This is a genomic window from Sphingobacterium sp. ML3W, from assembly GCF_029542085.1.
Taxonomy (GTDB): Bacteria; Bacteroidota; Bacteroidia; order Sphingobacteriales; family Sphingobacteriaceae; genus Sphingobacterium.
Map to the genome: position 1 here is coordinate 1,251,560 of NZ_CP107036.1, position 25,812 is coordinate 1,277,371.

General features: G+C 43.6%; 23 protein-coding genes. 13 read left to right on the forward strand and 10 right to left on the reverse strand.

Features of this window, described 5'->3' with window-relative positions; translation table 11 throughout:
• Nucleotides 1-117: 117 nt before the first annotated feature.
• Complete coding sequence (locus OGI71_RS05385) at nt 118-753, forward strand: NTP transferase domain-containing protein (protein ID WP_282254339.1); 636 nt, start codon at nt 118-120, stop codon at nt 751-753.
• On the opposite strand, the gene OGI71_RS05390 is transcribed toward OGI71_RS05385, so the two are convergent.
• From OGI71_RS05390 to OGI71_RS05410, 5 genes are all read right to left on the reverse strand, one after another.
• Nucleotides 741-3,143, reverse strand: a complete 2,403-nt coding sequence (locus OGI71_RS05390) for an FdhF/YdeP family oxidoreductase (RefSeq protein WP_282254340.1) — start codon at nt 3,141-3,143, stop codon at nt 741-743. The two genes, OGI71_RS05385 and OGI71_RS05390, sit on opposite strands and share 13 nt — an antisense overlap.
• Before the next feature lie 43 nt (nt 3,144-3,186).
• Complete coding sequence (locus tag OGI71_RS05395) at nt 3,187-3,537, reverse strand: hypothetical protein (protein ID WP_282254341.1); 351 nt, start codon at nt 3,535-3,537, stop codon at nt 3,187-3,189.
• Nucleotides 3,538-3,629: 92 nt separating this feature from the next.
• Entirely contained in the window at nt 3,630-4,511 is an 882-nt protein-coding gene (fdhD, locus tag OGI71_RS05400) for a formate dehydrogenase accessory sulfurtransferase FdhD (protein ID WP_282254342.1), read from the reverse strand.
• A gap of 146 nt (nt 4,512-4,657) precedes the next feature.
• The gene (locus tag OGI71_RS05405; protein WP_282254344.1) at nt 4,658-6,949 is read right to left on the reverse strand and encodes a molybdopterin cofactor-binding domain-containing protein; all 2,292 of its coding nucleotides are present in this window, start codon (nt 6,947-6,949) and stop codon (nt 4,658-4,660) included.
• Between the two features lie 26 nt (nt 6,950-6,975).
• Nucleotides 6,976-7,446, reverse strand: a complete 471-nt coding sequence (locus OGI71_RS05410) for a (2Fe-2S)-binding protein (RefSeq protein WP_282254345.1) — start codon at nt 7,444-7,446, stop codon at nt 6,976-6,978.
• Nucleotides 7,447-7,742: 296 nt separating this feature from the next.
• On the opposite strand from OGI71_RS05410, the gene OGI71_RS05415 reads away from it, so the two are divergent.
• Genes OGI71_RS05415 through moaCB form a run of 9 tightly spaced genes read left to right on the forward strand, consistent with a single transcriptional unit; the run spans nt 7,743 to nt 15,557 of the window.
• A complete protein-coding gene (locus OGI71_RS05415; RefSeq protein ID WP_282254346.1) occupies nt 7,743-8,873 on the forward strand; it encodes an XdhC/CoxI family protein in 1,131 nt (376 codons plus the stop codon).
• A 5-nt stretch (nt 8,874-8,878) separates the two neighbouring features.
• Nucleotides 8,879-9,859 carry a GTP 3',8-cyclase MoaA gene (moaA, locus tag OGI71_RS05420; protein ID WP_282254347.1) on the forward strand — a complete coding sequence of 327 codons (981 nt, stop codon included), beginning with the start codon at nt 8,879-8,881 and terminating at the stop codon, nt 9,857-9,859.
• The gene (gene glp, locus OGI71_RS05425) at nt 9,856-11,625 is read left to right on the forward strand and encodes a gephyrin-like molybdotransferase Glp (RefSeq protein WP_282254348.1); all 1,770 of its coding nucleotides are present in this window, start codon (nt 9,856-9,858) and stop codon (nt 11,623-11,625) included. Before moaA ends, glp begins: the two co-directional genes overlap by 4 nt.
• Nucleotides 11,626-11,631: 6 nt before the next feature.
• Nucleotides 11,632-12,366: a sulfite exporter TauE/SafE family protein gene (locus OGI71_RS05430; RefSeq protein WP_282254349.1), complete on the forward strand. Its 735-nt coding sequence runs from the start codon at nt 11,632-11,634 to the stop codon at nt 12,364-12,366.
• Between the two features lie 8 nt (nt 12,367-12,374).
• On the forward strand, nt 12,375-12,881 hold the full coding sequence (locus OGI71_RS05435; protein ID WP_282254350.1) for a molybdopterin-binding protein: 507 nt from the start codon (nt 12,375-12,377) through the stop codon (nt 12,879-12,881).
• On the forward strand, nt 12,878-13,105 hold the full coding sequence (locus tag OGI71_RS05440) for a MoaD/ThiS family protein (RefSeq protein WP_282254351.1): 228 nt from the start codon (nt 12,878-12,880) through the stop codon (nt 13,103-13,105). Before OGI71_RS05435 ends, OGI71_RS05440 begins: the two co-directional genes overlap by 4 nt.
• Before the next feature lie 2 nt (nt 13,106-13,107).
• Nucleotides 13,108-14,214, forward strand: coding sequence for a HesA/MoeB/ThiF family protein (locus OGI71_RS05445; protein WP_282254352.1), 1,107 nt, complete (start codon nt 13,108-13,110; stop codon nt 14,212-14,214).
• Nucleotides 14,207-14,647: a molybdenum cofactor biosynthesis protein MoaE gene (locus OGI71_RS05450; RefSeq protein ID WP_282254353.1), complete on the forward strand. Its 441-nt coding sequence runs from the start codon at nt 14,207-14,209 to the stop codon at nt 14,645-14,647. Before OGI71_RS05445 ends, OGI71_RS05450 begins: the two co-directional genes overlap by 8 nt.
• Before the next feature lies 1 nt (nt 14,648).
• Nucleotides 14,649-15,557, forward strand: coding sequence for a bifunctional molybdenum cofactor biosynthesis protein MoaC/MoaB (gene moaCB, locus OGI71_RS05455; protein ID WP_282254354.1), 909 nt, complete (start codon nt 14,649-14,651; stop codon nt 15,555-15,557).
• Here moaCB and OGI71_RS05460 read toward each other — a convergent pair.
• The gene (locus tag OGI71_RS05460) at nt 15,554-16,702 is read right to left on the reverse strand and encodes a cysteine desulfurase family protein (RefSeq protein ID WP_282254355.1); all 1,149 of its coding nucleotides are present in this window, start codon (nt 16,700-16,702) and stop codon (nt 15,554-15,556) included. The two genes, moaCB and OGI71_RS05460, sit on opposite strands and share 4 nt — an antisense overlap.
• Before the next feature lie 712 nt (nt 16,703-17,414).
• Here OGI71_RS05460 and OGI71_RS05465 point away from each other — a divergent pair.
• A complete protein-coding gene (locus OGI71_RS05465; RefSeq protein ID WP_223584858.1) occupies nt 17,415-17,606 on the forward strand; it encodes a cold shock domain-containing protein in 192 nt (63 codons plus the stop codon).
• Nucleotides 17,607-17,978: 372 nt separating this feature from the next.
• Here the strand turns inward: OGI71_RS05465 and OGI71_RS05470 are convergent, their stop codons facing one another.
• Together OGI71_RS05470 and OGI71_RS05475 are read right to left on the reverse strand one after the other, a co-directional pair.
• Nucleotides 17,979-18,560 (reverse strand): hypothetical protein, encoded by a 582-nt coding sequence (locus OGI71_RS05470; RefSeq protein WP_282254356.1) that lies wholly within the window; start codon nt 18,558-18,560, stop codon nt 17,979-17,981.
• 30 nt (nt 18,561-18,590) lie between these two features.
• Nucleotides 18,591-19,328 carry a hypothetical protein gene (locus tag OGI71_RS05475; protein WP_282254357.1) on the reverse strand — a complete coding sequence of 246 codons (738 nt, stop codon included), beginning with the start codon at nt 19,326-19,328 and terminating at the stop codon, nt 18,591-18,593.
• A 341-nt stretch (nt 19,329-19,669) separates the two neighbouring features.
• On the opposite strand from OGI71_RS05475, the gene OGI71_RS05480 reads away from it, so the two are divergent.
• On the forward strand, nt 19,670-20,839 hold the full coding sequence (locus OGI71_RS05480) for a PepSY-associated TM helix domain-containing protein (protein ID WP_282254359.1): 1,170 nt from the start codon (nt 19,670-19,672) through the stop codon (nt 20,837-20,839).
• Here OGI71_RS05480 and OGI71_RS05485 read toward each other — a convergent pair.
• The gene (locus OGI71_RS05485) at nt 20,805-23,138 is read right to left on the reverse strand and encodes a TonB-dependent receptor (protein WP_282254360.1); all 2,334 of its coding nucleotides are present in this window, start codon (nt 23,136-23,138) and stop codon (nt 20,805-20,807) included. The two genes, OGI71_RS05480 and OGI71_RS05485, sit on opposite strands and share 35 nt — an antisense overlap.
• Nucleotides 23,139-23,691: 553 nt before the next feature.
• The gene (locus tag OGI71_RS05490; protein ID WP_282254361.1) at nt 23,692-24,150 is read right to left on the reverse strand and encodes a GNAT family N-acetyltransferase; all 459 of its coding nucleotides are present in this window, start codon (nt 24,148-24,150) and stop codon (nt 23,692-23,694) included.
• A gap of 242 nt (nt 24,151-24,392) precedes the next feature.
• Here OGI71_RS05490 and OGI71_RS05495 point away from each other — a divergent pair, with 242 nt between their 5' ends.
• The gene (locus OGI71_RS05495; RefSeq protein ID WP_282254362.1) at nt 24,393-25,745 is read left to right on the forward strand and encodes a DUF3472 domain-containing protein; all 1,353 of its coding nucleotides are present in this window, start codon (nt 24,393-24,395) and stop codon (nt 25,743-25,745) included.
• The last annotated feature ends 67 nt before the right edge of the window (nt 25,746-25,812 follow it).

A 25,812-nucleotide genomic window follows, 5' to 3' on the forward strand; every position in this document is an offset into this window, starting at 1 on the left:
AATTCCGTAATTGGGGTTAGCGGTCAATATACTATCCGTGGGATAGGAAAGTGATATTTTCCTGATCAAACTAAATTACGTAACTTCAATAAAATTGATTGACAGATAGCAATACCAATGGTTTCCAATGATACTATATCCCCTAAATTAAATGGCCTTGTACTTATAGGCGGCAGAAGTCAGCGTATGGGAAGCCCGAAAGAAAAGATCCAATGGCATGGTAAGGAACAACGCTATTATCTGCTCGATCTGCTGCAGCCTTACTGTGAAACTGTTTATATTTCCTGTCGTGTGGAACAAGCTAGAGAGATGGCAGATAGTCTTGAATTGGAGCAAAGCTATAAGCTGCTGCCCGATAACTACCCGAATATTGGCCCTATAGGTGGTATACTAACGGCATTGGATCTGCTGCCTGAGCAGGCTTGGCTCGTTCTTGCTTGTGATTTACCACTAATAGACAGCGCAGCTATCGCTTATTTGATCCAACACCGCGATCCACTAAAAATTGCGACAGCATTCACCAATCCACAAGATATGCTCCCCGAACCCTTATTTGCTATTTGGGAGCCGAGCAGCTACCCTATCCTCAAACAACAGATCGCTCAAAATAGACTATCCCCACGCCAGGTATTGATCCAGCAGCAGGTCGCGCTGATTGATTCTGCTGATGCTAGAATGCTTATCAACGTTAATACCGTTGCCGAGGTCAGCAGGGTGAAAGCGATTATTGCGGACAAACCTCAGGGCCTTTGAAGCGCACCGCGGTAAAGCATTTCATCCACTTTTTTATACACCTCAGAATCATGTTTTTTGATCTTGATCTTCACATATTTGGAAGCCGGCATATTGCTTTCCTTTACCACATTGTTGACCGATACCAGCACATTTGTTTCGGGGAAATAGGTGACTGTATTCTTTTCAGGAATTGCATAGGATACAATCAAAAATAAAGGTGCTACGCGTTCTATCCCATCATCATAGTTATAGAGATCCACTTTGTCTCCAGCTTTAAAACCTGCTTTGGCTATATCCTTTTGGTTCATAAAAATCACACGCCGCTCATTTTTGATACCCCGATAGCGATCGTCCAGTCCATAGATGGTGGTATTAAATTGATCATGCGTACGTGTTGTCGCCATCATATATTCGTCTTCCTCCAGGTGGTTTTCAGGTATTTCGGTTCGTGTAAAGGGGGCTAAACCACCAAGTTGCTGTGCAAAAAACTGCGAATCCCGAGCTTCATTGGGTAAATAGAAGCCGTCTTTCTGCCGTACCCTGACATTATAGTTTTCAAAACCGGGGATACAGTTTTCAATTGCATCACGCACCGCATCATAACTATCGTGATAACGCTGCCAGTCGACCACAGACCGATTGCCCAATGTAGCCATCGCCATACGGCATACAATCTGTGTTTCATTGATCAGATTTTTAGATACTGCATCCAGCACACCTTTCGAGGACTGTACCACGCCCATGGAATTCTCGGTACTGACGATCTGTACCTCCCCATTGACAATATCCTTGTCACTACGACCATAAGTAGGCAAAATCAGTGCTTCTTTGCCATGAATCAGATGGCCACGGTTTAATTTTGTAGACACGCAGACCAATAGGTTAAGCTTGCGCAATGCATGCGCTGTAAATGTTGTGTCAGGCGTCGCTGACAGAAAATTTCCACCCATACAGAACAGAAATTTAATCTTTTCAGCATGCATGGCTTTAATGGCACGCACCACGTCGTAGCCATGTTCGCGTGGTGGTTCAAATCCAAAATACCGCTGCAACCTGTCCAACTGTTCATTCGTAGGTTTCTCGTCAATAAGCATGGTACGGTTGCCTTGTACATTACTGTGGCCACGGACTGGACAGACACCACCCCCTTTAATACCGATGCTCCCTTTTAGCAGCAAGATATTCAGGATCTCGCGGATCATGTCCACGCCATTGGGTTGCTGCGTCAAACCCATCCCCCAGCAGAAAATAATTTTGTCCTTAAAGGCCATCATTTCAGCAGCTTGCTGGATATCAGCTAGAGCAACTCCACTCTGTTGGCTTAGGTGTTCAAGATCGTATCTGGAAGTATCAAATTGTTCTCGAAAGGTTTCATAACCCGTTGTTTTACTTTTGATAAAGTCGGTATGAAGTACTTTCCCTGGGTTTTTATGCTCCAGGTCCAGTATAATAAGCTCCAGTGCTTTTAAGAGAGCCATATCACCATTGATCTTCACAGGTAAGTAGAGATCAGCCAAACTTACGCCCTTACCGATGATTCCATTGATCTGTTGTGGGTTATGGAATCCAATCAAACCTGCTTCCGGCAAAGGGTTAATGGCAATAATTTTGGTGCCATTTTTTTTTGCCTTTTCTAGCGCACTCATCATACGTGGGGCGTTAGTACCTGGATTATGGCCAATGATAACAATCAATTCACTTTCATAAAAGTCAGCAAGTGTGACAGTTCCCTTTCCTATGCCTATTGTAGGACGCAATGCCGAACCCGAAGTTTCATGGCACATGTTGGAACAATCGGGCATATTATTGGTACCAAATTCTTTGGCAAATAACTGATAGAGAAAAGAAGCCTCATTGCTAGTACGGCCTGAGGTATAAAAAGCGGCTTCATGCGGGGATGTCAATGTATGAAGTTGTGCTGCAATTTTTTGAAAAGCAGCCTCCCAGCTGATTGGTTCATAATGCGTTCCGCCGGGGGCTAGATACATCGGATCTGTCAGGCGCCCCATTTTGCCAATCTCATAGTCGCTGAGTTGCGAAAGATCATAGATCGAATTATTTTTAAAGAACTCCGGAGTCACCCTTTTTGTGGTTGCTTCTTCTGCTAGGGCTTTTGCGCCGTTTTCGCAGTATTCACCTACAGGGGAACGCTCATCGTCTGGATCAGGCCAGGCGCAGCTAGGGCAGTCAAATCCCCCAACCTGATTCATTTTGAATAGCGCTTTGGTTCCTCGAACGAGTGTCTTTTCTTCAATAAGATCTGCAAAGGCTGCTAATACTGCCGGGATACCCGCTGCTGATTTTTCCACGGGTGTCAACTTGATGTCGAGGAGCTTATAGGGATTTTCCGCCTGTGGCTCAGCCTTAATTTCTTGTTCCAGTTTTTGCTTTTTGTTGTTATCTTCCATGATGATTGGCTATTTGGCATACCTAATATTTTTTATTAGGAGGTCAGCATTTGAGATTCGGATTCGGAAAATTGTCACTCTGATCCTCCACAGTATTGTCAATACAGGCAAAATCTTTTTCAACAAGCAATTTCACCTTTCCCGATTGTCCCTCGAAGCCTATCCGATCCGTCTGGACCAATTCCTTGATCATGACAGCAGATAGGCCAATAGTAATTTTATGATCAACAAAAGAGGCGACGAGTGCTTCTGTATCTGTCTGTACAATGCTGTAATTTAGAGGTTGTTGGATAAATTCAGTGCGACCAAATACTTCACCTTCGGTACCTAACCGATTAATTTCAGACATGGTCAATCGTAGTCTAACCGTATTATCCTTGATCCTTATTTTCATCTTTTATCTATTTATCAATTTACTGTCCGATATTATCATTCTTTGTAAATATACATAGGCTCAAACAATATTAGCCTTATATTACCAACCCTTCATACGATTAACCCTTCAATCTCAATATTGTTTCCAAGGTGATAAATATTGAATCTGTGATCTCGCAAAAAGCCCAATAAGGTAATGTCAAATTCTTTGGCCAATTCTATCGCCAGGCTTGAAGGGGCACCGATTGCTGCAATGATGGAGATGCCTGCCATAGCAGCTTTCTGCACAAGCTCAAAACTAGCGCGGCCACTCAGCAGTAGTAATTGTCGCTGTAGTGGTAATAAATCAGCCATTAGTGCGTGGCCAATGAGCTTATCGAGTGCATTATGGCGGCCTACATCCTCGCGTAGCGCGATAAGCTGTCCTTGGAGATCAAATAGCCCCGCGGCGTGTATACCACCGGTTGCTGAGAAATTACCCTGCGCAGCGTGAAGTCGATCAGGTAAAGCATAGAGCATATCGCAGCTCAAAACGCGACATTCGGGAACAAGGTCTCTAAAAATGCTAACGGTTTTAATTGCTGCGATCGAACCTTTTCCGCAGACGCCACAACTGGAGGTCGTGTAAAAATTCCTATCCAGGGCGGTTGTTTCTGGTGCAACCCCATTGCTTAGTTCAACAACAATAATATTATGGCTATTTCTTGTACATAGCACATCTACATGATCCACCGATTTGATCTGACTGGCTTCAGAAATAAGGCCTTCAGTAAAGAGAAATCCAGTTGCGAGCTCAGCATCATTGCCCGGAGTACGCATGGTGACGGAGATGTTTTTATTGGCTGCACTCCCGTCAACTGTTGTTCGTATCTGAATTTCCAAAGGTTCCTCAACCGAAATGCAATCCGTTATCCATTCCTGCGAACGATTAGTTACTTTAACGAGGTCAATGTGTTTTATTGATGTGTGATGTTGTAATGCCTTGGATTTCATAAAACGGGTTCAACGAGCTTAAAGTGCGGTATTTTAAAACTTCTGTATAAGCAAAGGAAGCCTACTATCAACGGCTTCCTTTTTATGGTTTATTTTGTCATGCAGCATTGCTTATTTTATGATTTCGTAGGATAAGCACACGTGCATCAAACTGTCAGATCAATCGGCAATGTATAGATCCGTTTTCCAGTCACGGCATAAATGGCATTGCAGAGCGCTGGTGTAAACGGTGGTACCGGTGGCTCACCCACACCAGTCGGTTTGGCGTCACTGTCTAGAATATGGACATGGATTTGCTTAGGCGAATCAGGCATCCGAATGATCTGATAACCGTCAAAGTTACCCTGTTCTACTTGGCCATCTTTTACAGTGATTGTACTTTTGAGTGCCAGACTGGCTGAAAATTGTGCTCCACCTTCAAATTGTGATTTGATCCGCTCTACATTGACAGCAAGACCACAATCGACGGCATAATATACATTGGGGATGCTGATTTTTTTGTCTTGATCCACTCGCACCTCCACCACACAGGCGACATAGGTTAGAAAGCTTTTGTGTGCTGCAAAACCCAGTGCACTTCCCGCGGGCATTGTTTTACCCCAGCTCGATTCCTTGGCGACCCGTTCGATCACCTTTTTCATCCGCCCTGTATCCCAAGGGTAGTCGGCGATCTTTTCCCCATAGTTGGGATAAGTCGTTTTGATCAGTTCCTGTTCAAAAGTAATATGACGGTCTTCTCCAAGCAGTTCCAATGCATTGGCAACGGGGTCTATACCCCGGGCTTCGGCGATTTCATCGAGCATGGTTGCAGCTGCAAATACCTGCGGGATATTGCGTACTGATCTCAGCCAGCCGATTCGAAGGTGTGCTTTGGCATCATGTGTGGCAATATTGATGGCCGGAACATTGTAGGGGAAATCCGAAGCTCCCAGCATCAGTTCCCCATCACTGGGTTGTACCACAGCTTGATCTTCGGTCGCAGAGATAGACGGATTGGCGATATGGTGGGCCCAGCCGCTTAATTTATTTTGGCTGTCGATGGTTGCTACAATACGTTGCACACTCATCGCATGGTAGTAATCATGACGGATATCATCTTCTCTCGTCCACTGCACCTTGATCGGGAGACCCGACTCTTTGGCTAGGATAGCCGCTTCCAGAATAAAATCGGGTTTCGACTTCCGGCCGAATCCGCCGCCCAGCAACGTTACATTCATTTTTACTTTTTCCACAGCAATCCCCAACTCCTTGGCTACAGCATCACGTGCGCCCTGTGGGTTTTGGGTACAAGCCCATATTTCACAACTCCCATTTTTTACAATGGCCAGGGCACAGGGTGGTTCTATGGTAGCGTGCGCCAGGTATGGCGCGATATAGGTGTGTTCAATCACTTTTTTAGCATTGGCCTTGGCAGCATTGAAATCACCCCGTTTGCGACGTATTGTACCTTCTTGCGCGACCACCTGTTTGAGTTCTTCGATCTGTTTGGCGGAGTCGTAGCCTGCATTGGGCCCGAGTTCCCATTGGACTTCCAACAGATCTCGAGCCTTGATCGCCGCCCAGGTATTCTCGGCGATCACCGCTACCCCACTGAGTGGTCTGGATAAGGTTGCCGGTAAGCCAGCACCTTTGATCGTAATCACTTTTATGACACCGGGGACGGTCAACGCTTTACTATCGTTGACAGATTTTACGGTACCGCCAACAACAGGACAGCGTTTGATCACCGCGATTTTCATCCCATCGACAATCGCGTCAATCCCAAAAACGGCCTTACCTGTGACGATATTGTGCAGGTCAATGATGGGCGTTTCCTTGCCTATCATATTAAAATACTGCCTATCTTTTAGTTTGATTTCATTTACTTTTGGAATAGGCAAGGATAGCGCAGTTTGTACAAGATCGCCAAAATCCTTCTTCTTACTCGATCCACGTTGGATGACCTGTCCATTTTTGGTGTCTAATTCAGCGATGCCCACCTGCCATTCTTTGGCTGCGGCCTGTAACAGCAGCAACCGTGCGATGGCACCGGCCTCCCGCATGGGTTTATAAAACATGCGTACTGAAAATGAACCATCGGTGTTCTGGTTTCCATATTTCTTTTCATCCCCCTCGGCTTGTACAATTTCTACCTTACTCCAGTCTGCCCCGAGTTCATCGGCGACGATAAGTGGTAGTGAGGTGCGGATTCCCTGTCCCATCTCCGAACGGTGTGCGACAATGGTTACTTTGCCATCCGAGGCAATGCTCAAAAAAACATGAGGTGCCACAGTGGCCACCTTTTTGCCTTTATCGTCACAGCTGAAAAAGCTGACCCCGAGTACCAATCCTCCGGTTAACAGCCCACTGGCTTTTAAAAAGTCTCTCCGGGAAACACTAAAAATCTCCGAGTCTACCCTTTCGGACTTTCTTTCTTGAAAAGGAGCTAATATTTTCATGCGATCTCTACTTTTTTGGTGAAGGTTTAGCCGGTTGTGACCGGAGTGCCGGCCGCATCCATGATGGCTGCTTTGATTCTGTTATAGGTGCCACAGCGACAGAGATTGCCCTGCATGGCCTGCTCAATCTCCTGTTCCGAGGGTTTTGCATTTTTTTTCAATAATGCCGCAGCATTCATAATCTGTCCCGTTTGACAGTAGCCACATTGGGGGACTATATGTTTTTCCCAGGCCTCTTGTACCGGATGGTCGCCCTCTTCAGACAGTCCTTCGATAGTTGTCACCTTGCCATCGCCTATGGCAGAAATAGGAAATGAACAGGATCGGATTGCTGTATCATTGAGGTGCACGGTACAGGCACCGCAAAGGGCTTTGCCACAGCCAAATTTGGTCCCCTTTAGACCTATGATATCACGGAGCACCCAGAGCAAAGGCATATCGTCCAACACATCTATATCGTGCTTGTTACCGTTTACGAGAATTGAATATTTTGCCATAATCGTTATTTTTTTCTTGTCCTTACAAGTTTTTATTTAATCGGTTTAATGGTTTTATTTCTTGTCGTTGTATACGATAAGTTTTTACTTATGTATTCGCTTTCAACCTATTCACTACTGCAAAATCTTATTTAAATTAATCAAATAATTATACATTTTACAGATGTTTTTACCATTATTACAGTTTTCGTGTTTTTTACCGTGTAAATCGTTAAATTTGATCAACGGAATTGTAATAAGAAAGCTGTTCAATTTAATCATTATATCCACGTTCAAACCGTCTTGCCCATAATTGCATGAAAGAGATCAAAGACATTGTTTTAGCTGCGCGTGTAGCCGCTTCCGAAGATAACGCTATGGTACTTGCCACGGTCGTCAAGGTGGAGGGATCCTCATATCGTAGGCCGGGCGCCCGTATGTTGGTGACTGAAGATGGCCAGATGACTGGTGCTATTAGTGGTGGCTGCTTGGAGGGTGATGCGTTAAAAAAAGCACTGTTGGCCATTCATCAGCGAAAAAATAGGCTTGTCAGTTACGATACCAATACAGAAGAAGGTTCAGCAATCGGATTGCAGCTTGGATGTAACGGTATTGTCCATATTCTTTTCGAATATATTGATCTACAGCAGGCCGATCATCCAATTATATGGCTGGAAAGCTTATTGCAACAGCGACAAGAAGCCCTATTGATTACCCAGTTTTCAATTGACCGACAAGTAGAACAAGGCGGAACCCGGCTGCTTGTTGTCGGGTTAACAGATGAAATACCGCATGAAGATACGCAATCGCCGGAACTGAAGGAGCACATCAGGCTAGCCAAAACAAAACGGCAGTCTGTGCTGGCTTCCTTTGAGGAAGCCGGAAAAAATAAGGAAGTGCTTATTGAATACCTCGCTCCTGCCACACACCTGGTCGTTGCCGGTGCGGGCAATGATACACAACCTGTTGTGGAAACGGCTAAATTATTGGGGTGGGAAATTACCGTGCTGGATGGACGGGCCAGTCATGCCACGACGGGGCGATTTTCGAAAGCCGACCGCGTTATTATTGGCCCGGCAGACGAGGTCATAAAAAAAATAAGTATAGATCCCTGGACCGTTTTTGTACTAATGACGCATAATTATCACTATGACCTCACACTACTTAAAGAGCTGATCCACACACCGACCAGCTACATCGGTTCGTTGGGGCCGAAAACCAAATTGCTCCGCATGTTTGATGATCTGGAGCAAGTTGGAATCGAACTCAGCGCAGTACAGCAAAAGATTGTTTATGGCCCTGTCGGTCTTGATATCGGAGCCGAAACATCAGACGAAATTGCAATTGCTGTTATCGCTGAGATCAAGGCTGTTTTAAGCGGTCGATCAGGTGGCTCTCTTAAGTTTCTTGCAACAAAAATACATGCCGAAAATCCACTAATACGTTAAATACCATGCTCAAGGATACATTTGGACGCATACACAACTATCTACGGATATCGCTTACCGATAACTGCAATCTGCGCTGCTTTTATTGTATGCCGGAGGAAGAATATAATTTTACACCCCATGGTCAGCTGATGCAGGTCGACGAGATCGAACTACTCGCCAAATTATTTGTGGATCAGGGCATCAGCAAGATCCGTCTAACAGGGGGCGAACCGTTGGTGCGGAAGGATGCTCCGGCTATTATTGAGCGTTTATCCCAGCTTCCAGTTGAACTTCATATGACCAGTAATGGGATCCGGATTGACGATATGTTGCCCCAGCTTGTGGCGGCGAATTTCAAAAGCATCAATATCAGTCTGGATACCTTACGATCCGAACGTTTTTTTCAGATCACCCGGAGAGATTACTTTGACCGTGTGCGCGCCAATATTGATCTGCTCCTGCAGCATGGAATCTGCACCAAGATCAATATGGTTGTCATGAAAGGTGTCAACGATGATGAAATTCTCGATTTTGTCGCCTTAACCAAAAATAATCCTATAGAGATCCGTTTTATCGAATTTATGCCGTTCAGCGGAAACAAATGGACCAGCAACCAAGTGTATACACAGGCTGATATCCTCCATCAAATTCATAAGGTCTATCCTACCGACCCCATTCCCGCGGGCCCTCACGATACAGCTAGAGCATTTGCGATTGCCGATCATGTAGGACGTATTGCGCTGATTAGCACCATGACAGCACCCTTCTGTGCGGGATGCAATCGGATACGGCTCACAGCGGATGGTAAACTTAAAAACTGTCTGTTTTCCCAAGGCGAAACAGATCTGTTGACAACTTTGCGGGCTGGTGGCGAAGTGTTGCCTTTGATCCAGGAAAATATACGGTCCAAGTCCAAGGAACTTGGTGGACAGTTAATGACAAATTTTGAACAGATAGACACCGATTTTCTGAAAAATCGGAGTATGATAACGATTGGTGGATGACAAAGCAAACAGGTATAATTATATTGGCGGCGGGCAATTCTTCGCGGCTTGGTCTTCCCAAACAATTGCTTGAGTTTGAAGGTGAACCTTTGTTGAAGCGTATCAGTAGAGCTGCCATGACCGTTCCGGATGTCAGCGTAAGTGTTGTTATCGGCGCTTATCCCGATCCGATTCATGCAGCACTGCAAAATAGTAAGGTCAGTGTTGCGATCAATCCACATTGGATGGCAGGCTTATCCACTTCTATCATTGTTGGATTAAAAGATCTTTTAAAAAATCAGCCACAGGTTGACCGGTGTATTATTAGTTTATGTGATCAGCCTTTTGTGGATCAACATGTCTTCCAACAGCTAATTCAACTTGCCGATAGCAGCGGTAAGGGTATTGTCGCAACAGGTTTTTCCGGAACATGGGGGGCACCGGTTCTTTTTGATAAAAAATACTTTGATAACCTCATGCAGCTCGAAGGTCGGCAGGGAGCAAAGAAACTTGCAGAACAGCATCCCGATGATCGGATCATATTTCCTTATGAAGCAGCAAAATATGATGTGGATACCCAAGAAGATTACTTCCGCCTCCCCCATCAGTTTATTGGTGTCCAACAGGCTAGAGATATCATTCATCATTACCTGCCTCCTCCACGGGAAGAACGGCTCGCCCTTCCAGATGCATTGGGTTACATCCTATCACAAACGGTAATTGCTGCACAAGCTATTCCTGGATTTGCACAGTCTTCGATGGATGGCTATGCCCTCCGCTTTGCGGACATGGCGCTGGAACTTCCCGTTGTGGATAAGATCCCTGCAGGTACGACTACGACAAGGACACTCCATAGCGGCCAGACTATGCGCATCTATACCGGTGCACCACTGCCCTTAGGGGCTGATACGGTGGTGATGCAGGAGAAAGTAAGGCTAACTGAAACAAATACAATTCTTATACAGGACGACGCCCTAACATTAGGAGACAATGTCCGTCCCGCAGGATCCGAAGTGGAAGCCGGCAGTATCGCTATGCTCCCGGGTACGACCATGACCCCAGCTGCCATTGGTTATCTCGCCAATATCGGCTGTATCGAAGTGATGGTTTATGCCGCTCCCCTTGTACATATTATTCTCACCGGGGATGAACTTAGATCCTCGGGTACAGCGCTCTGTTATGGTGAGGTCTATGAATCCAACTCCCATCAGCTCAAAGCTGCTTTACGGCAGTTGGGCATATACAAGGTGGAAAGCAGCCATGTGCGCGACGACAAAAACCTACTCCATTCAGCGCTTGAGGGGGCGTTGGAAAAGGCTGATGTTGTCCTTTTGGTCGGCGGCGTCAGCGTTGGTGATTACGATTATGTGGTGGATGTCGCCAAAGGCTGTGGTGTTAAACAACATTTTCATCGTATCCGTCAAAAACCGGGTAAACCTTTGTTTTTTGGTACACGTGAGCAGAAACTGGTTTTTGGCTTACCGGGTAATCCCTCCTCCGCCTTGACCTGCTTTTATCTCTATGTTGCAGCGGCATTGGAGCGTATCATGCAGCTGCCCGAACGCAACCGTTGCATCAAGACACATACCACCCGCACTTATAGCAAAAAACCCGGCTTGACCCATTTCCTCAAGGCGCACTATGATGGGCATGCCGTCGAACCTCTGCATGCACAAGAGTCTTATCGGCTACAATCCTATGCTCAGGCCAACTGTCTGTTGATCCTGGAGGAGGATTCGGATGGCTGCGTCGCAGGCGACGAAGTTTTTATCCATCTTTTAACCTAGGGAACCATGCATTTTGAGCTCTTCTATTTTTTTCTGTTTATTCTCGCTTTCCTTTATGCTGCTGTTGGGCACGGCGGTGCCAGCGGTTATCTGGCCCTAATGGCCCTGTATGGTATTGCACCACAGGAGATGAAACCTACAGCGCTGGTACTTAACCTTTTTGTGTCGCTGACCTCTTTTATACAATATTACAGAGGTCATTATTTTAAACGTAATCTGTTTCTGATGGTGGCTGTTGCTTCTGTGCCTATGGCTTTCATTGGTGGAATGATCACCTTGGAGGATCATCTCTACAAACGTTTACTGGGCCTGCTGCTGCTCTTTCCGATCGTTCGGTTTTTCTTTTTTCGAAGTCCGGCCGTAGATGAATTAAAACCTTACAACAACCTTGGTGCACTGGCAATCGGTGCTGTTGTCGGCTTATTATCCGGTATGATCGGCATTGGTGGCGGGATTATTCTATCTCCCTTTTTGATCCTGCTCAAGTGGACCGACCAAAAACAGACTGCAGCAATCAGTGCTGCATTTATTTTTGTAAATTCATTGTCGGGACTTGGTGGTATGCTCACACAGGGTATCTCATTCAATGCGCATATGTGGACTTATGTCGCTGTGGCATTCATTGGAGGCTTATTGGGCGCATATCTAGGGTCAAAAAAATTAAATCAAGATGTATTAAAATATGTGCTCGCTACCGTGCTTTTGGTGGCAGCCTATAAATTATTGTTTACAACAGCTTAATTCATGGTATGAAAATAACGTTTGCAACCCTCATTTTATCCTTTTTGTGTATTGTACTGTATGCGCAACAACCTTCAGGTATCGTTGTTACCGTTTTGGGAAAGCAACAGGCCAGCATGAGCCTGGATCAGATCAAGCAACTTCCCGGACATACGGTGGATAGTCTCCGGATTTATAACCATACTGGGGCTTATCGTTCTACGCTTAAAAATATCCAGGGAGGTCTGCTCAAAGATCTGCTGAAGGATATTCCTTTTGGAGCCGAATTACCAAAGGTACTCAGTGAATACTACCTGGTCTGTGAGGCCACTGATGGCTATAAGGTTGTATTTTCATGGAACGAGTTGTTCAATACGGCAATTGGTAACCAGGCCTTACTGGTAACCAATATTGAACAGGCCAGCAATGGTAAAGAAAAAGATCCTTTTGCGCTGCTTTCGACCGCAGACCTTGCCACGGGCAGACGCTATGTAAAAGGCTTATGTAATATACACATTAGACGTATCGGGCAATGAAAGTACAGGTAAAGACATTTGGAGCTTTGACAGACATTCTGGAGAAGGAATTTTATACCACAGCAGCTGATACCGAAGAGCTACTGACGGTATTATCAAGTCAGCATACAGCACTTAGCCATCGTAAACTGCTGATTGCTGTCAATAATACAATTATCAATAAACCTGTCGTATTGCAGGAAAATGACGTCGTGGCTTTGATGCCACCCTATTCAGGAGGATAAATATGCGGAATGAGCGTTATGCAAGGCATTATGTACTACAGGGTTTTGGTGAAGTGGGCCAACAAAAATTACAGGCAGCACGCCTGCTTGTCGTAGGTGCTGGAGGACTGGGCTGCCCGGTCCTACAATACCTCACCGCTGCCGGAGTCGGTCACATCGGTATTATAGATGATGACCGGATTGACCTGAGCAATCTGCATCGGCAGGTGTTATACGATACTGCTGATATTGGTCAGGCCAAAGCTGAGGTCGCTGCCCGTAAACTGCGGCTGCAGAACCCTGATATCGAAATTACGTATTGGGTGGAGCAACTGAAGTCTACAAATGCTGCTGAACTGCTTCAGTCATACGATGTCATCTTGGATTGCACAGATAATTTCGCGGCGCGTTACTTATTGTGCGATGCCTGCCATCTCCTCGATAAACCATTGATTTTTGGCGCTATCTATCAATATGAAGGTCAGCTCGCTGTATTCAATGTAGCCGATGATCAGGGTATTAAGACAAGCTACCGGCATTTATTCCCACAACCTCCAAGTCCATTAGAAGCACCAGACTGCAATGCAGCCGGTGTTCTGGGTGTGCTACCCGGTATGATGGGAATCTTACAAGCAACAGAAGCCATCAAATTATTGACTGGTATTGGTGTTGTTTTGATGAATAAGTTGATGACTGTCAATTTACTCGATCATAGTACTTTTACTTTTGATGTGCCTCCCGCGACCCCCGAAAGCAGCAGCTATCCCCAAACATTGGAGGCATTAAAAGATTTCGATTATATCAATTCTTGTGCTTCGGCAATTGGACAGATACAGGTCATCACTGCTGCGGAACTTATTACGCATTGGCATGCTACAGATATGTTGCTTGTCGACGTACGGGAGATCGACGAATTGCCACGGCTTCCTGTGCCCCATCTTTCCATTCCGCTCGCCACATTGCCAGTGCAGTTGGAACAAATCAATAGCGCACGCGTTATCTTTATCTGTCAGAGTGGCAAACGAAGTTTGACGGCGGCACAGTATTTCCATGAGCAGGTAAACAGCAACCAACAGATTTTTCATGTGGATGGTGGCATGATGGCCTTAAAAAACTATTTAAATGACTAAACAAAAAAAGGATATATTTATTCAGGGGCCCATTGCTCCTGAACAGATTGCATCAACTATTGTAATGCATGGCAGTAAATCCGAAATAGGTGCCCATAGTATCTTTCTGGGACAGATCCGGGCCGATCAGGTGGAAGGAAAGACTGTTCGGTCTATTGACTACAGCATCAACCGGGAACTGGCCTTGGCAAAAATGGCGGAGATCCATGAAGCAGTTTTCGACAAATACTCCTTGACCTGTATGCATGTCTATCACAGTGAGGGGCTCGTTCAGGTCGGTGAAATCTGCTTTTTTGTTTTTACTTCTTCAGCACATCGGCAGGCAGCTATGGATGCCTGTGGGGAGCTTGTAGAACGTATTAAAAAAGAAATGCCCATCTGGGGCAAAGAAATATTTGAAGACGATACCCATCAATGGAAAACTAACACATAACATGGTCGATATTACACATAAAAGTGCCACCCTACGGAAGGCTATTGCAGAGGCTACGGTAAATGTTTCATCCGAAAATACCATCAGGCTGATCGAGCAAAGGCAGATTCCTAAAGGTGATATATTTGAATTTGCACGTGCTTCAGCGCTACTCGCCATAAAAAAAACGGGCGATATGATTCCAGACTGCCATCCTTTACCAGTCGAGTATGCCGCCATTCGCTATTCCTTAGCAGGATTACAGATTAGTATTGAGGTCGAGGTACATACGATTTATAAAACTGGTGTGGAAGTCGAGGCCATGCACGGTGCTTCGGTCGCCGCCTTGGTCATCTATGATATGCTAAAACCTGTGGACAAACAAGTGGAAATCGGCGGTATCCGCTTGCTGGAGAAACGTGGTGGTAAGAGTAATGAATCCCTTCCCTGGGTTGGACAGCTCAAAGCCGCAGTCGTAGTCTGTAGCGATTCGGTTGCTAAGGGCCACAAGCAAGATGTTTCGGGGAAGCTCCTTTTTGAACTTCTTGAACAACAAGGTTTACGTGATATCGCCTATGCAGTGGTTGCTGATGAGTCTGCTGCAATACGAGAGCGTGTGGAACACTATCAGCAAACAGGAATAGACCTCCTGGTTTTTACGGGCGGGACAGGTCTCTCCGATCGCGATATTACGCCCGATACCGTGGCCCCTTATATAACCAGGCATATACCCGGTATTATGGAGACGGCACGACAGTATGGACAACAACGTGTCAAGACGGCCATGCTCTCCAGAGGCATTTCGGGCTTTGCCGACCGTATGTTGATACTCACACTGCCTGGATCGCCCAACGGTGTACGCGAGAGCATTGCAGCGTTATTTCCGCAGGTTCTCCATGTTTTTCAGGTCCGGGAAAATACAGGACATTAGTCCGTATTTCTCAGTTTTTGAACGAGCTGTTTAACCCTTTCGATCGTTTGGTAGATTTCCGCTTCATGGCTTAGTCGGCCTAGGCTAAAGCGAATAGAAGACAGTGCGTCGAGATCTGGGAGCCCCATCGCTTTGAGCACATGTGAGGGACGTGAAGTTACCGCTGTACAAGCCGAACCACTGGACACAGAGATTGTCCCTAGCCGCATGATAAGTTGTTCGGAAAGCACACCGGGAAAACAAATATTTGTCGTATTATAAAGTCTATTGATAGGACTACCATTTCGGAATGCCCCATCGATAGACAGTAGTTCGGTCTCTAGCAGATCTCTTAACGTACCTATTCGCTGCTGCTCCTGCTCCAATTCACTTAGGGCAATGCGTAGGGCTGCAGCCATTCCGATAATCCCCGTCGTGTTGACTGTACCACCACGCCATCCCTGTTGCTGCCCACCACCCTGTATTAGCGGCAGTAGCTCTTTTTTTGCATGATCGGCAATATAAAGCCCTCCGATTCCCTTTGGACCATAAAATTTATGTGCCGAAAATGCCAATAAATCAACAGCTAGCTCCTGGAGGTTAACAGGCATTTTGCCGACTGCCTGGGTTGCATCACATAAGACCAATGCATTGTGCTGATGGACAATTTCGGTGATTTCCTTTACTGGAAGTATAACACCCGTTTCGTTATTCGCTAGCATACAGCAGACCAGTACGGTATCTTCGCGGATGGTTTCCGCCAGCAAAGTTAGATCAGGCATCCCCAATTCATCTACAGTAAGATAAGAGATCTCAAATCCCATCCGCTCCATAAAAGCGCAAGTTTCCAATACAGCTTTATGCTCGACGGCAATACTGATGATATGTTTCCGCGGAGAAAATTGTAGTCCCCGGATCGCCAGATTGATTGCTTCAGTAGCACCCGAAGTATAGATGATATTTTTTGTCTGCGTACCCAATGCGCTTGCTATTTCCTCAGTTGCCTGTTCGATGGTATCCTGTACGGTCATACCAAACAGATGTGCACTACTAGGATTGGCGTAATTGATCCCGAAAAATGGAAGCATTTCATGCAGTACACGTTCGTCAATGGGGGTTGTTGCGTTATAATCGAGGTAGATAAAATTTGAATTGCTATAGTCCATGTAATCCCTTGTTTTTTTAATTTCTCCTGTTATACAGCTATAAATGTAACATGCCAAAATTGAGTAACAGTAAAGAAATCCAATAATATACAAATGTAAGTATTCACATCCAAAGCTTCTCACCTGATTTATTTAGCTTGCAAGCCGTTACAACAATTCAGCATCGGTATCTACTCCGGTATCGGTATGCCACGGCAGGAACTTGTTATTCCGCCGTATATCTATAATCGTTTGGAGCTCATGGATGGCGATATGCATTTGCAGTAGGAAAATAACGATATTTTGATCAAGATTCAGATCCCATTTAAAGCAAGATAAATAAGTCGAATAGTGTATTTTCTTGAACAAGAAAAATTATCGCATAAAAGGGCTTTAATGCTTTGTAAAGGCTATAATTGAATTTATTCTAAAAATAAAAAAGTAAAACCTATTATATATCAATATTTTATACCTATACTTGTAACATAATCAGGCTCCGCCTTTGCTTTTCTGAAATCGTCAGGTATCCCTTTCCGCTCAGTTTTTGCATTTCCAGAAGCTAATTTTGTTGTCAAAATAATAGGTGAAGTACCTTTTTTGAACTTGCATAAACCCAAGCCCATTAAAATACAAAACATCATTTCTTGCGAACAAATGGATTTATCATTGCAGGGATAGCAGTATCTTTTCGATGGGTTTAATAATGAATAATTTAATACTAATATATAATACAATGCAAGAAGGAACAGTAAAATTCTTTAATCAGACAAAAGGTTTCGGTTTTATTACACCAGCTGATGGTGGTGAAGACATTTTCGTACATGTTACCGGTCTAATCAATGAAGTACGCGAAAATGATAGCGTAACATTTGATTTGGAAAACGGAAAAAAAGGCGTTAACGCAACTAATGTACGTATCGCTTAATTAAGTAGAATACTCAATCTCGAAGTTGCATGGCGCATCTTCTAAGAAAGTGTAACAGATATCTGTTGCACTTTTTTTTTTCCTCCCCTTATCAATTAATCGAGTGTTCCTTAGCTCCTTTTAAGCTGTCCCTCAAATCAGTAATTTACGAAATTCTAACGAATCTCCTTCGGAGGTCCATTGCGGATACCAGATCTCTTTTATTGACCAGAAAAATACGAAAGCTCAATTAGCTTTGCTGCTAGGTTTATCTTGATCATTTCATTAGTTTTGGTAGCGTTTCCCCGTCAGGAAAACGCTTTTTTAATGATCAATATAGTCCATTGGATGTTGAAAGAAGCCCGAAAAAACAAAAAGGCAATGTCGCCCTGATTATTCTTGCTTTGCCGTTTTATTATTGTCAAACGTGTAAGTTCCGAAAGGATAGACTGCCTGTTTGTCGTCCAACAAGGTAAGCTCCGCCATAAAATCACCATTCGTCACATATTTGCCGATTTTAAAATGATACGTTTTAATTTGCTGTAATGAGGTAATATCGAATGCTGACTCATTGGAATTTCTGACAGAACACATTGCATATAGTGAAAACTGTACTTCTTTTCCACCTATTGAAACTCGACTACGTCCAAAAGCGTCCTTTCGTTCAGAGAAAACAATAGAAACTTCGTTTTTTCTGCCAACTCGGTAAATTCCATTTGTCCTCATGGTACTAAGACCAATGCTTGGAGAATACCGGGAGTATGTCATTTGAATACTGTCTTTGTCCAAAAAATGTAAATAGACATCATCGGAAAAGATAATCCCGCCACGTTTATTCATTACACGGCTTTTACCGACATGCCACACTTTCCCGTTCAGATCTGAACTGTTTACAAACTCATTTGTATGGGGCCTATTTTGTCCATTACAGCTAATAAAAGGAAAAATTGCAAGCAATATTAAGCATTTTTTCATACCTACATAATTTGATTTTTCATGCTACTATTATGGTCTTATTTTAAACAAAAAGGCTATAATTACAATGACTAAAAATAGGATGCAATACACAAACAATATATTGTACAGCCATGATCCCTGCGGATAGAAATTATCGTTAGCTAGAAAAAACTTTTGCTGTTCTGGATCGTTAGGATTATAAAACAATAAGTATTCTTTAGCTACATTTTTTTTGGTTGCTCTGTCTAACAATTCAATCCGCATTTCTTCAAAACGTCGCTGACCGATAATTGGAAAAAAGGAATACAACTTTTCTACCTTATCCATTTTTTTTGAATACGAATGTTTGCCGGCAGTAAACTGGTATTCCAAATCGAGATACGCGTATTTTGTCTTCCCGCGTTGAATGTTACAGGCAAGGTTTCGGATGGAAGGTGTTACCGCGATCCAGTTCGGATGCGTGACTATAAACTCTTTCCGCTCCAAATGCGGACTTACGGAAAAGACGGAAACCAGTACAACATAAACACCGACCAATAAAACGACAAAGGTGGTAAACTTGCTCATTTGCATTGTTACACGTTTTCCGTTGACATCATATCGAACCCTCTTGCTACCATCTGGATTGCTTAATTTGCTGGCAATTATTTTTGTCAATGGAAAATAGAGCACGGAAGAACATATCAAGGCATAGAGCAGATAGCGGTAACTGTTGAATACAAAAACGAACACGACGATGAAGGTGGCAACCACTAACCATTGAATGCATATCCAAATTATTTTCATCTATATAAATTTTCGAAATAAAAATAAGCGATTCGACAATATCCATAACCTCCTGTTTAAAATCCGTGAACAGAAAATTACGATTCGTTGAACAATTGCAAAGAAACGTTTTCCCATGTCGTTCCCGCACCCTTGAATCGCTAACACTTATATCATGGTTTCTACTACCATTTTCTCCATACCTACATCTACTATACTGTGTTTCAGCATTCGGTTGCTGGACGATAGATAAATAATATAGATAACGCTAGCCTGATATTTATGCGAATTCATCTCTCTTGTTTAGAATTATTACTAATAATACTGTACTTTTGTCCCATTATCATACTTTATCGAAAGCAATGGCAAATAAGACGACCAAAAAAAACAGTCTAAAAAAGGTATTTCAACAACTACATCTCTATATCGGATTGCTTTTTGGTCTCATTTTTTTGACCGTTTGTGTTACAGGTATGCTCCTGAGTTTTGAGAAGGAACTGACGCCTTTGCTATGGCCTAAAGAACAGCGGGTTGTTGTCCTAGAAAAACGTCTACCTCTTGATGCGGTTGTATCAGAGGCAAGAAATATTTTTCCGAATAAAAGGCTTTTTCGTATAGAAATCTTCGCTGATCCCTCAAGGAGTTATCGGGTTCAATATGGCTCAAAAAAAGAAAAATATTGGTATGCCTATATCAACCCTTATACGGGTGAGGTCTTGTCTAAAGGAGCACAGGCGGAGCGTTTTTTTCAAAAAGTATTGGACATCCATCGCTTTCTTTTGATCGACAAAATTGGAGCTACCATTACGGGGATTTCTGCCATTGCGACCCTATTTCTTGCGATAAGCGGGATTTATCTATGGTGGCCCAAAAATAAACTCCTGCTCAAGCAACGTTTTAAAATTAACATGTCAGCTTCTACCAAAAGAAAAGTATGGGATTTTCACGCTGTGGGAGGATTCTATGCGGCATTGTTCCTCCTAATTTTTACCCTAACAGGTTTAACCTGGAGCTTTGACTGGTACAATAAGCAGTTTTTTAGACTATTTGGTGCAGGTGTCAAGACGATAAAAGAAAAAGTAAAAAATCCAACATTGGAAATTCCTGATGGCTTTTCGCCGCTTGAGGCAATGTATCAGCAGATTAACAACCTTTATCCTAATCCTGGAAATATACTAATGACATTTCCGGATCAAGGAAATCTAGCTTTTTCATTGACAAAAGAATCATTTGCTGGCGCACTGTTGCAGATCAATCAGGCTTATTTCGACAGTAGATCTGGTAAGCTCATTAAAAACAAACCCATGAACAAGTTGCCTTTGGCCGAGCAAATGCGAAAGATGGTCAAGCCCATTCACGTTGGTTCCGTATTCGGCCTTCCTTCAAAAATTGTCGTGTTTTTAGCGGTTTGCCTAGCGGCCAGCCTCCCCATAACCGGTCTGTGGATATGGCTCAACAAGAGCAGTAAAAAGACAACTCCCAGAAAAAAGCGTAGACCTAGAGGTCAAGCTGTACCCCTAAATTTGCCATAGTGCCAGTTCCCTTGATGTAATAGCGACCCTCATTGGTTGCACCACGTACTTCGGCATGGATGGGATAATAATCGGCATTGAATAAATTGTTGATGGAGAATAAAAAGGTAAATTTCTGATATTTGTATCGCGTTTGGAAATCAACAAGATTATAACCGGAAATCGGGTATTTTCCATAATTATATTCTGAGGTAGGAAATACGTCCCGCCCACCCAAATGAAGGTATTGCAAATACACATTCCATTGATCCGTTAACTTGAAATCGGCATTTAGATTAATCTTGAACGGAGAAATAATGGAGTTGTCTAATTTATCTTTGTAGCTGCCTTCATTTTTCAGATCTTGACGTCCATCCATATAGCCAAGCACAGTACCCAATGATAACCATCGAACGGGTTTTACGTTTCCGACAAACTCAATACCATAAATGCGTTGTGGTACTTGGCTCAGTTCGTAATTGCCCGGCGTAGAAGTCTCCGCGAAAGTGGTCCCTTTCTTAGACGTACTATAATACCCTGTCACCTGGTAGTCCCATATATCCATCTTGCCATTTACACCCAATTCGAAATTATTGACCACAACAGGCTTAGGATCAATTTGGCTCAATGGCACACCATTGCGCAGAATAAGTCCGACATCGCCGATAGAATATCCTTGTGAAAAGGAAGCAAAAGGTTGCGCGTAACTATACTTATTGTACCGCGTAGCGATATTAAATACAAAGGCATCTGAATTATTATTTTCGCCAGCAGTTAGTTTGCCATTTTTGGTCAGATCACCCACCTTAAACCGGATATTTTCATAGCGCACCCCGCCTTTTAGAATCCAATCAGCACCGATGTTCAATTTACTCTGCAAGTAAAACGCGATATTGTTCATATTCATATCTGGTGTGACCAGATCATCTTTCATGGTTTTCTGTACGGTATGATCCTTCAGAAAATCGGCTCCGTAGATCAGAGACATGCTGGTCGATGCACCCAGCTGAAAAGGTGTATTAAAATTTAACCTTGCTCCTTTGTGGTCAGAATAATTTTGGTTGTAAGTTTCAAAGACCGTATTCATATCCTCATAGTACAAGCTCAAATTTGCTGCCGTCTTTCCATATTGACCATCGTACTTTAAATGAAATGCTTTATTATAAGGGGTGCCACCGTTAATGATGGTATCAGAAGGGATGCCAATAGCAGGAGATTTGCCGAAATCGCCCTTAGTACCGACATATTTACTGTCCTGTAAACTACGATAATAATTACCCATAAATTCAACATGATGGTCAGGAGCTATTTGATATCCAATTTTGGCGAGGACATTATAAGAGTCTGACTCACCCAGTCCATAGAATGGACTGGCAACAGCCCCATCGGAGTTCCGAATCACACCGGTACGCCCAGCTTTACCCTGAATAACATAATCCCATTTGTCTAACTGTCCTGAAAATACCTGAGCGATGTTGTACGCATAAGTTTCGCTCGGCTTTACCAGATTCAATGAATTATTGAGATAGGTTGACGAACTCAGTTTTTTACCTTTCTGCGGTTTTTTGGTAATGTAGTTTATCACACCTCCCGCGGCTCCGTTACCATACATCGCAGTAGCACCATTAATAACCTCGATGTGATCGATTGCACTGGCATCGATCGTCCGCAAGTCGCGCCCACCGTTGCGTAAAGGAGTAGACTGTGGAATACCGTCAATCAATACCAAAAAATTGCGCCCACGAATTTTTGCTATAAAGTTATTTTGGCTTTCTTCACTGGGTGAAATGCTGGGCACCTTCTGCATCAAGATGGATGGTAGGTTATCGTTGATCTGTCGTTGCTGATCGAGCGCCTTACCACCGATATAGGTGATCGATGAGGGTACCTCATCAATATGTTCCGCTAATCGACTTGCTGTCACCACAACCTCATCCAAACTCTGTTGTTCAGCGGTCAATATAATGGGCTCTAAATCAAGTTTCCCTTCGCGCAATTCAATATCTTGAGATAGCTTGCCAAACCCCACGGAGCTTAATGTCAAATGGTATCTACCATAATCAATATCGGCTAATCTGAAATAACCATCGTTGTCAGACTTGGTGCTCTTTGCCCCATGTAGCTGAACATGCACATTTGACAAAGGAATACCTTGTGCATTGACCACCCGACCTGAGATCGAACCCTTTTGTTGTGTATTGAGAACCGAATTGTATAAAGGGATTATGCTGCTAATTGCTGACCCTGCGGAGACTAATGGGTATAACGAAAAAGAACAAGATAATAACGCGACTGTGAGCTTAGATGGATTAACTTTCATTTCTTGTAGCGGTCTGATAGATGATTATGGTACCGAATAAATTCAAAATAATAACGGCCCAAAGATATCATTATTTTGAATAAATCTAAATAGAGGTGCAAGAAAAATAATGATAAGCTATCCATTATTCTACACGCAGCAGAGACAACACGGTTGTCCCTGCTGCGTGCTTAACCTTTGCGCAAATCCCCTACTGTGTAACCTGAAAGCTACTTTGAATTGCATTAAGCTTGGTATAGAGTGTTGTTAATAAGGGAGATGTTGTATCTAGCTTAAAGTAGTTTATCAAAACAGACTGCAGCTCTTCTTCGATCGTAATTTGACTACTTTTCTTGTCGCCATCATTATTACGGATAGTGACCAGCTTATGGAAAATATCCGCTGTATCTATTGCTTGGACAATGCCCGTAAATAAATCTATATTTTCAAAGGAATATGCTTTGGATGCGCCTGCGTAAGCTTTTTCAAAGTTTCCAGATCTCCAGAAACAGCTTCCGACAGCGCTATTCGCTCCAGATAGCTTTTAATGTTGAGCCTTTCATTGTTTAAAAAACTAAATCTCTATTCTCATTTCCAATAAATTGGGCTTAAACCCTGCTTTGCTATATGCTTTTTTTGCACTTTCATTCTGATCATAAACCTGAAGCCTGACTTCAGAAATCTTTCGTTCCTTTGCCCAGCTTGTTAATGCCTCCAGAATCAATTTATTAATACCCTGACCACGATATTCAGGCCTGACATACATAAATCCCAAATGGACATATTTCGCATACTTTTGATAAGGTTTGGCGTCGACTATTTTGGCATAGCCCGATCCGACGATCTGATCGCCGGTTGCAGCAACCAGTACCTCTGCTTCCGTTGATTTTATTAATTCCAGCAGATCATAATAATGAAATTTTCCATCCTTTAAGGTTTCGTCATAGGGGCGCTCGGCTGCAACAATGCCCTGTTCAAATTCTAGTAATACATCGATTTCATTCTCCTGTGCTTGTCTGATTTTTAGTTCCATTTCTAAGAGCTGTGTTTGTACTAAAGTGTAATTATATCTGTTCAAATTTGGGGTAATAAGCGGTTAATGCAATATACAAAAATTGGTGGTTCAAGAATCGGTTCAAATGTCAAGCCGTTGTAAATTGCCGCAAAAGTGCAGAACTTGTTACAGAATTAAATAGCACAATCGATTGCGTTTAATTTCTTTTCGTAGCATGTAAGTTTTTTGATAAATTAATAGTAAACAATTAAAGATAAATTATGAGAAAAATTAAATTTGCGGCATTGCTCGGTGCGGCACTGATCTGTTTTGTTTCCTGTCAAAAAACTATTGTTAAATCAGAGGCAGAGGAAAAACTGTCCTTGCGGGCGGCCACCCCAGGTCCCAACGGCTATGAAGTTCCGCTAGGTGGCAATGCCTTCGTTACTGCAGCACCCTCCGGCGCAGCAGAAGTCATCAATAGCAACGGCTTAGCCAACTGGACCAATGCCAATAGCATTGTGAGTACCTATGCTAAATTGCCACAAGGAGGAACATTAAGTGTGAAAATCCGTGCCAAAGTATTGCCCAATGGCGACAGCAGCGTGGTCAAGTTGACCATCAACGGTGTGAGCAAGCAACTGAGCCTCAAGGGCGGCACGGTAAAGGATTATACCGTGGGTAACTATACAGTCAATGCTGGTGGTTATGTTAAAATGGATCTGCAGGGAGTTTCCAAAACCGGTGGTTACTTTGCCGATGTTTCCCATCTTATTTTGAGCGGATCAGCGACAACAGGTACTGCGATCTACAGTGACAATAATATCGACAATACCTACTATTGGTCAAGACGAGGGCCTTCCTGTCACTTAGGGTACACCGTACCGACCAGCCAGCAGGTCTCCTATTATTATAGTGAGATCAATGTCCCTACTGGCGAAGATAAAATTGGGTCATACTTTATGGCCAATGGATTCGGTCAAGGGTATTTTGGTATGCAGGTCAATTCGGCTACGGAGCGCCGTGTACTGTTTTCGGTATGGAGCCCTTATAGCACGGACAATCCAGCTGAAATACCTGTTGAAGATCGCATTACACTCAACCGCAAAGGAGCTAACACCACGACCGGCGAGTTTGGTGGCGAGGGTTCTGGTGGACAGAGTTATATGAAATATAGTTGGACAAGCGGCAAGAGCTACAAATTCTTGCTTAAAGGAGAACCTGATGGGAATGGTGCCACCGATTTTACCGCTTGGTTCAATGACCCTTCGGTCAACAACTGGGTACTGGTTGCGAGCTGGAAAAGACCCAAGATATCCACTTATCTGACCAACTTCCATAGCTTCCTTGAAAACTTTAATGCAGATAACGGTTACCTTGGACGCTCAGCAGATTATAAAAATCAATGGGTACGGACAGCTTCGGGCACATGGATGCCGGTGGTTCAGGCCAAATTTACAGTGGATGGAACCTATTCCAGCAACCAACGCATCGACGCCATGGGCGGCAGCAATGGAAATAGTTTCTTCCTTAAAAATGGTGGTTTTTTCAATACAGTGGTCAGCCCGGGTACTATGTTTACCGTAACCAATGGGAATGCTGCGCCTACAATAGATCTTACGACACTGCCATAGCCTGAAAAACGACAAGAGATCATTATGTGATAAAAATCGAGAAGGGCAGTATAAACTATACCGCCCT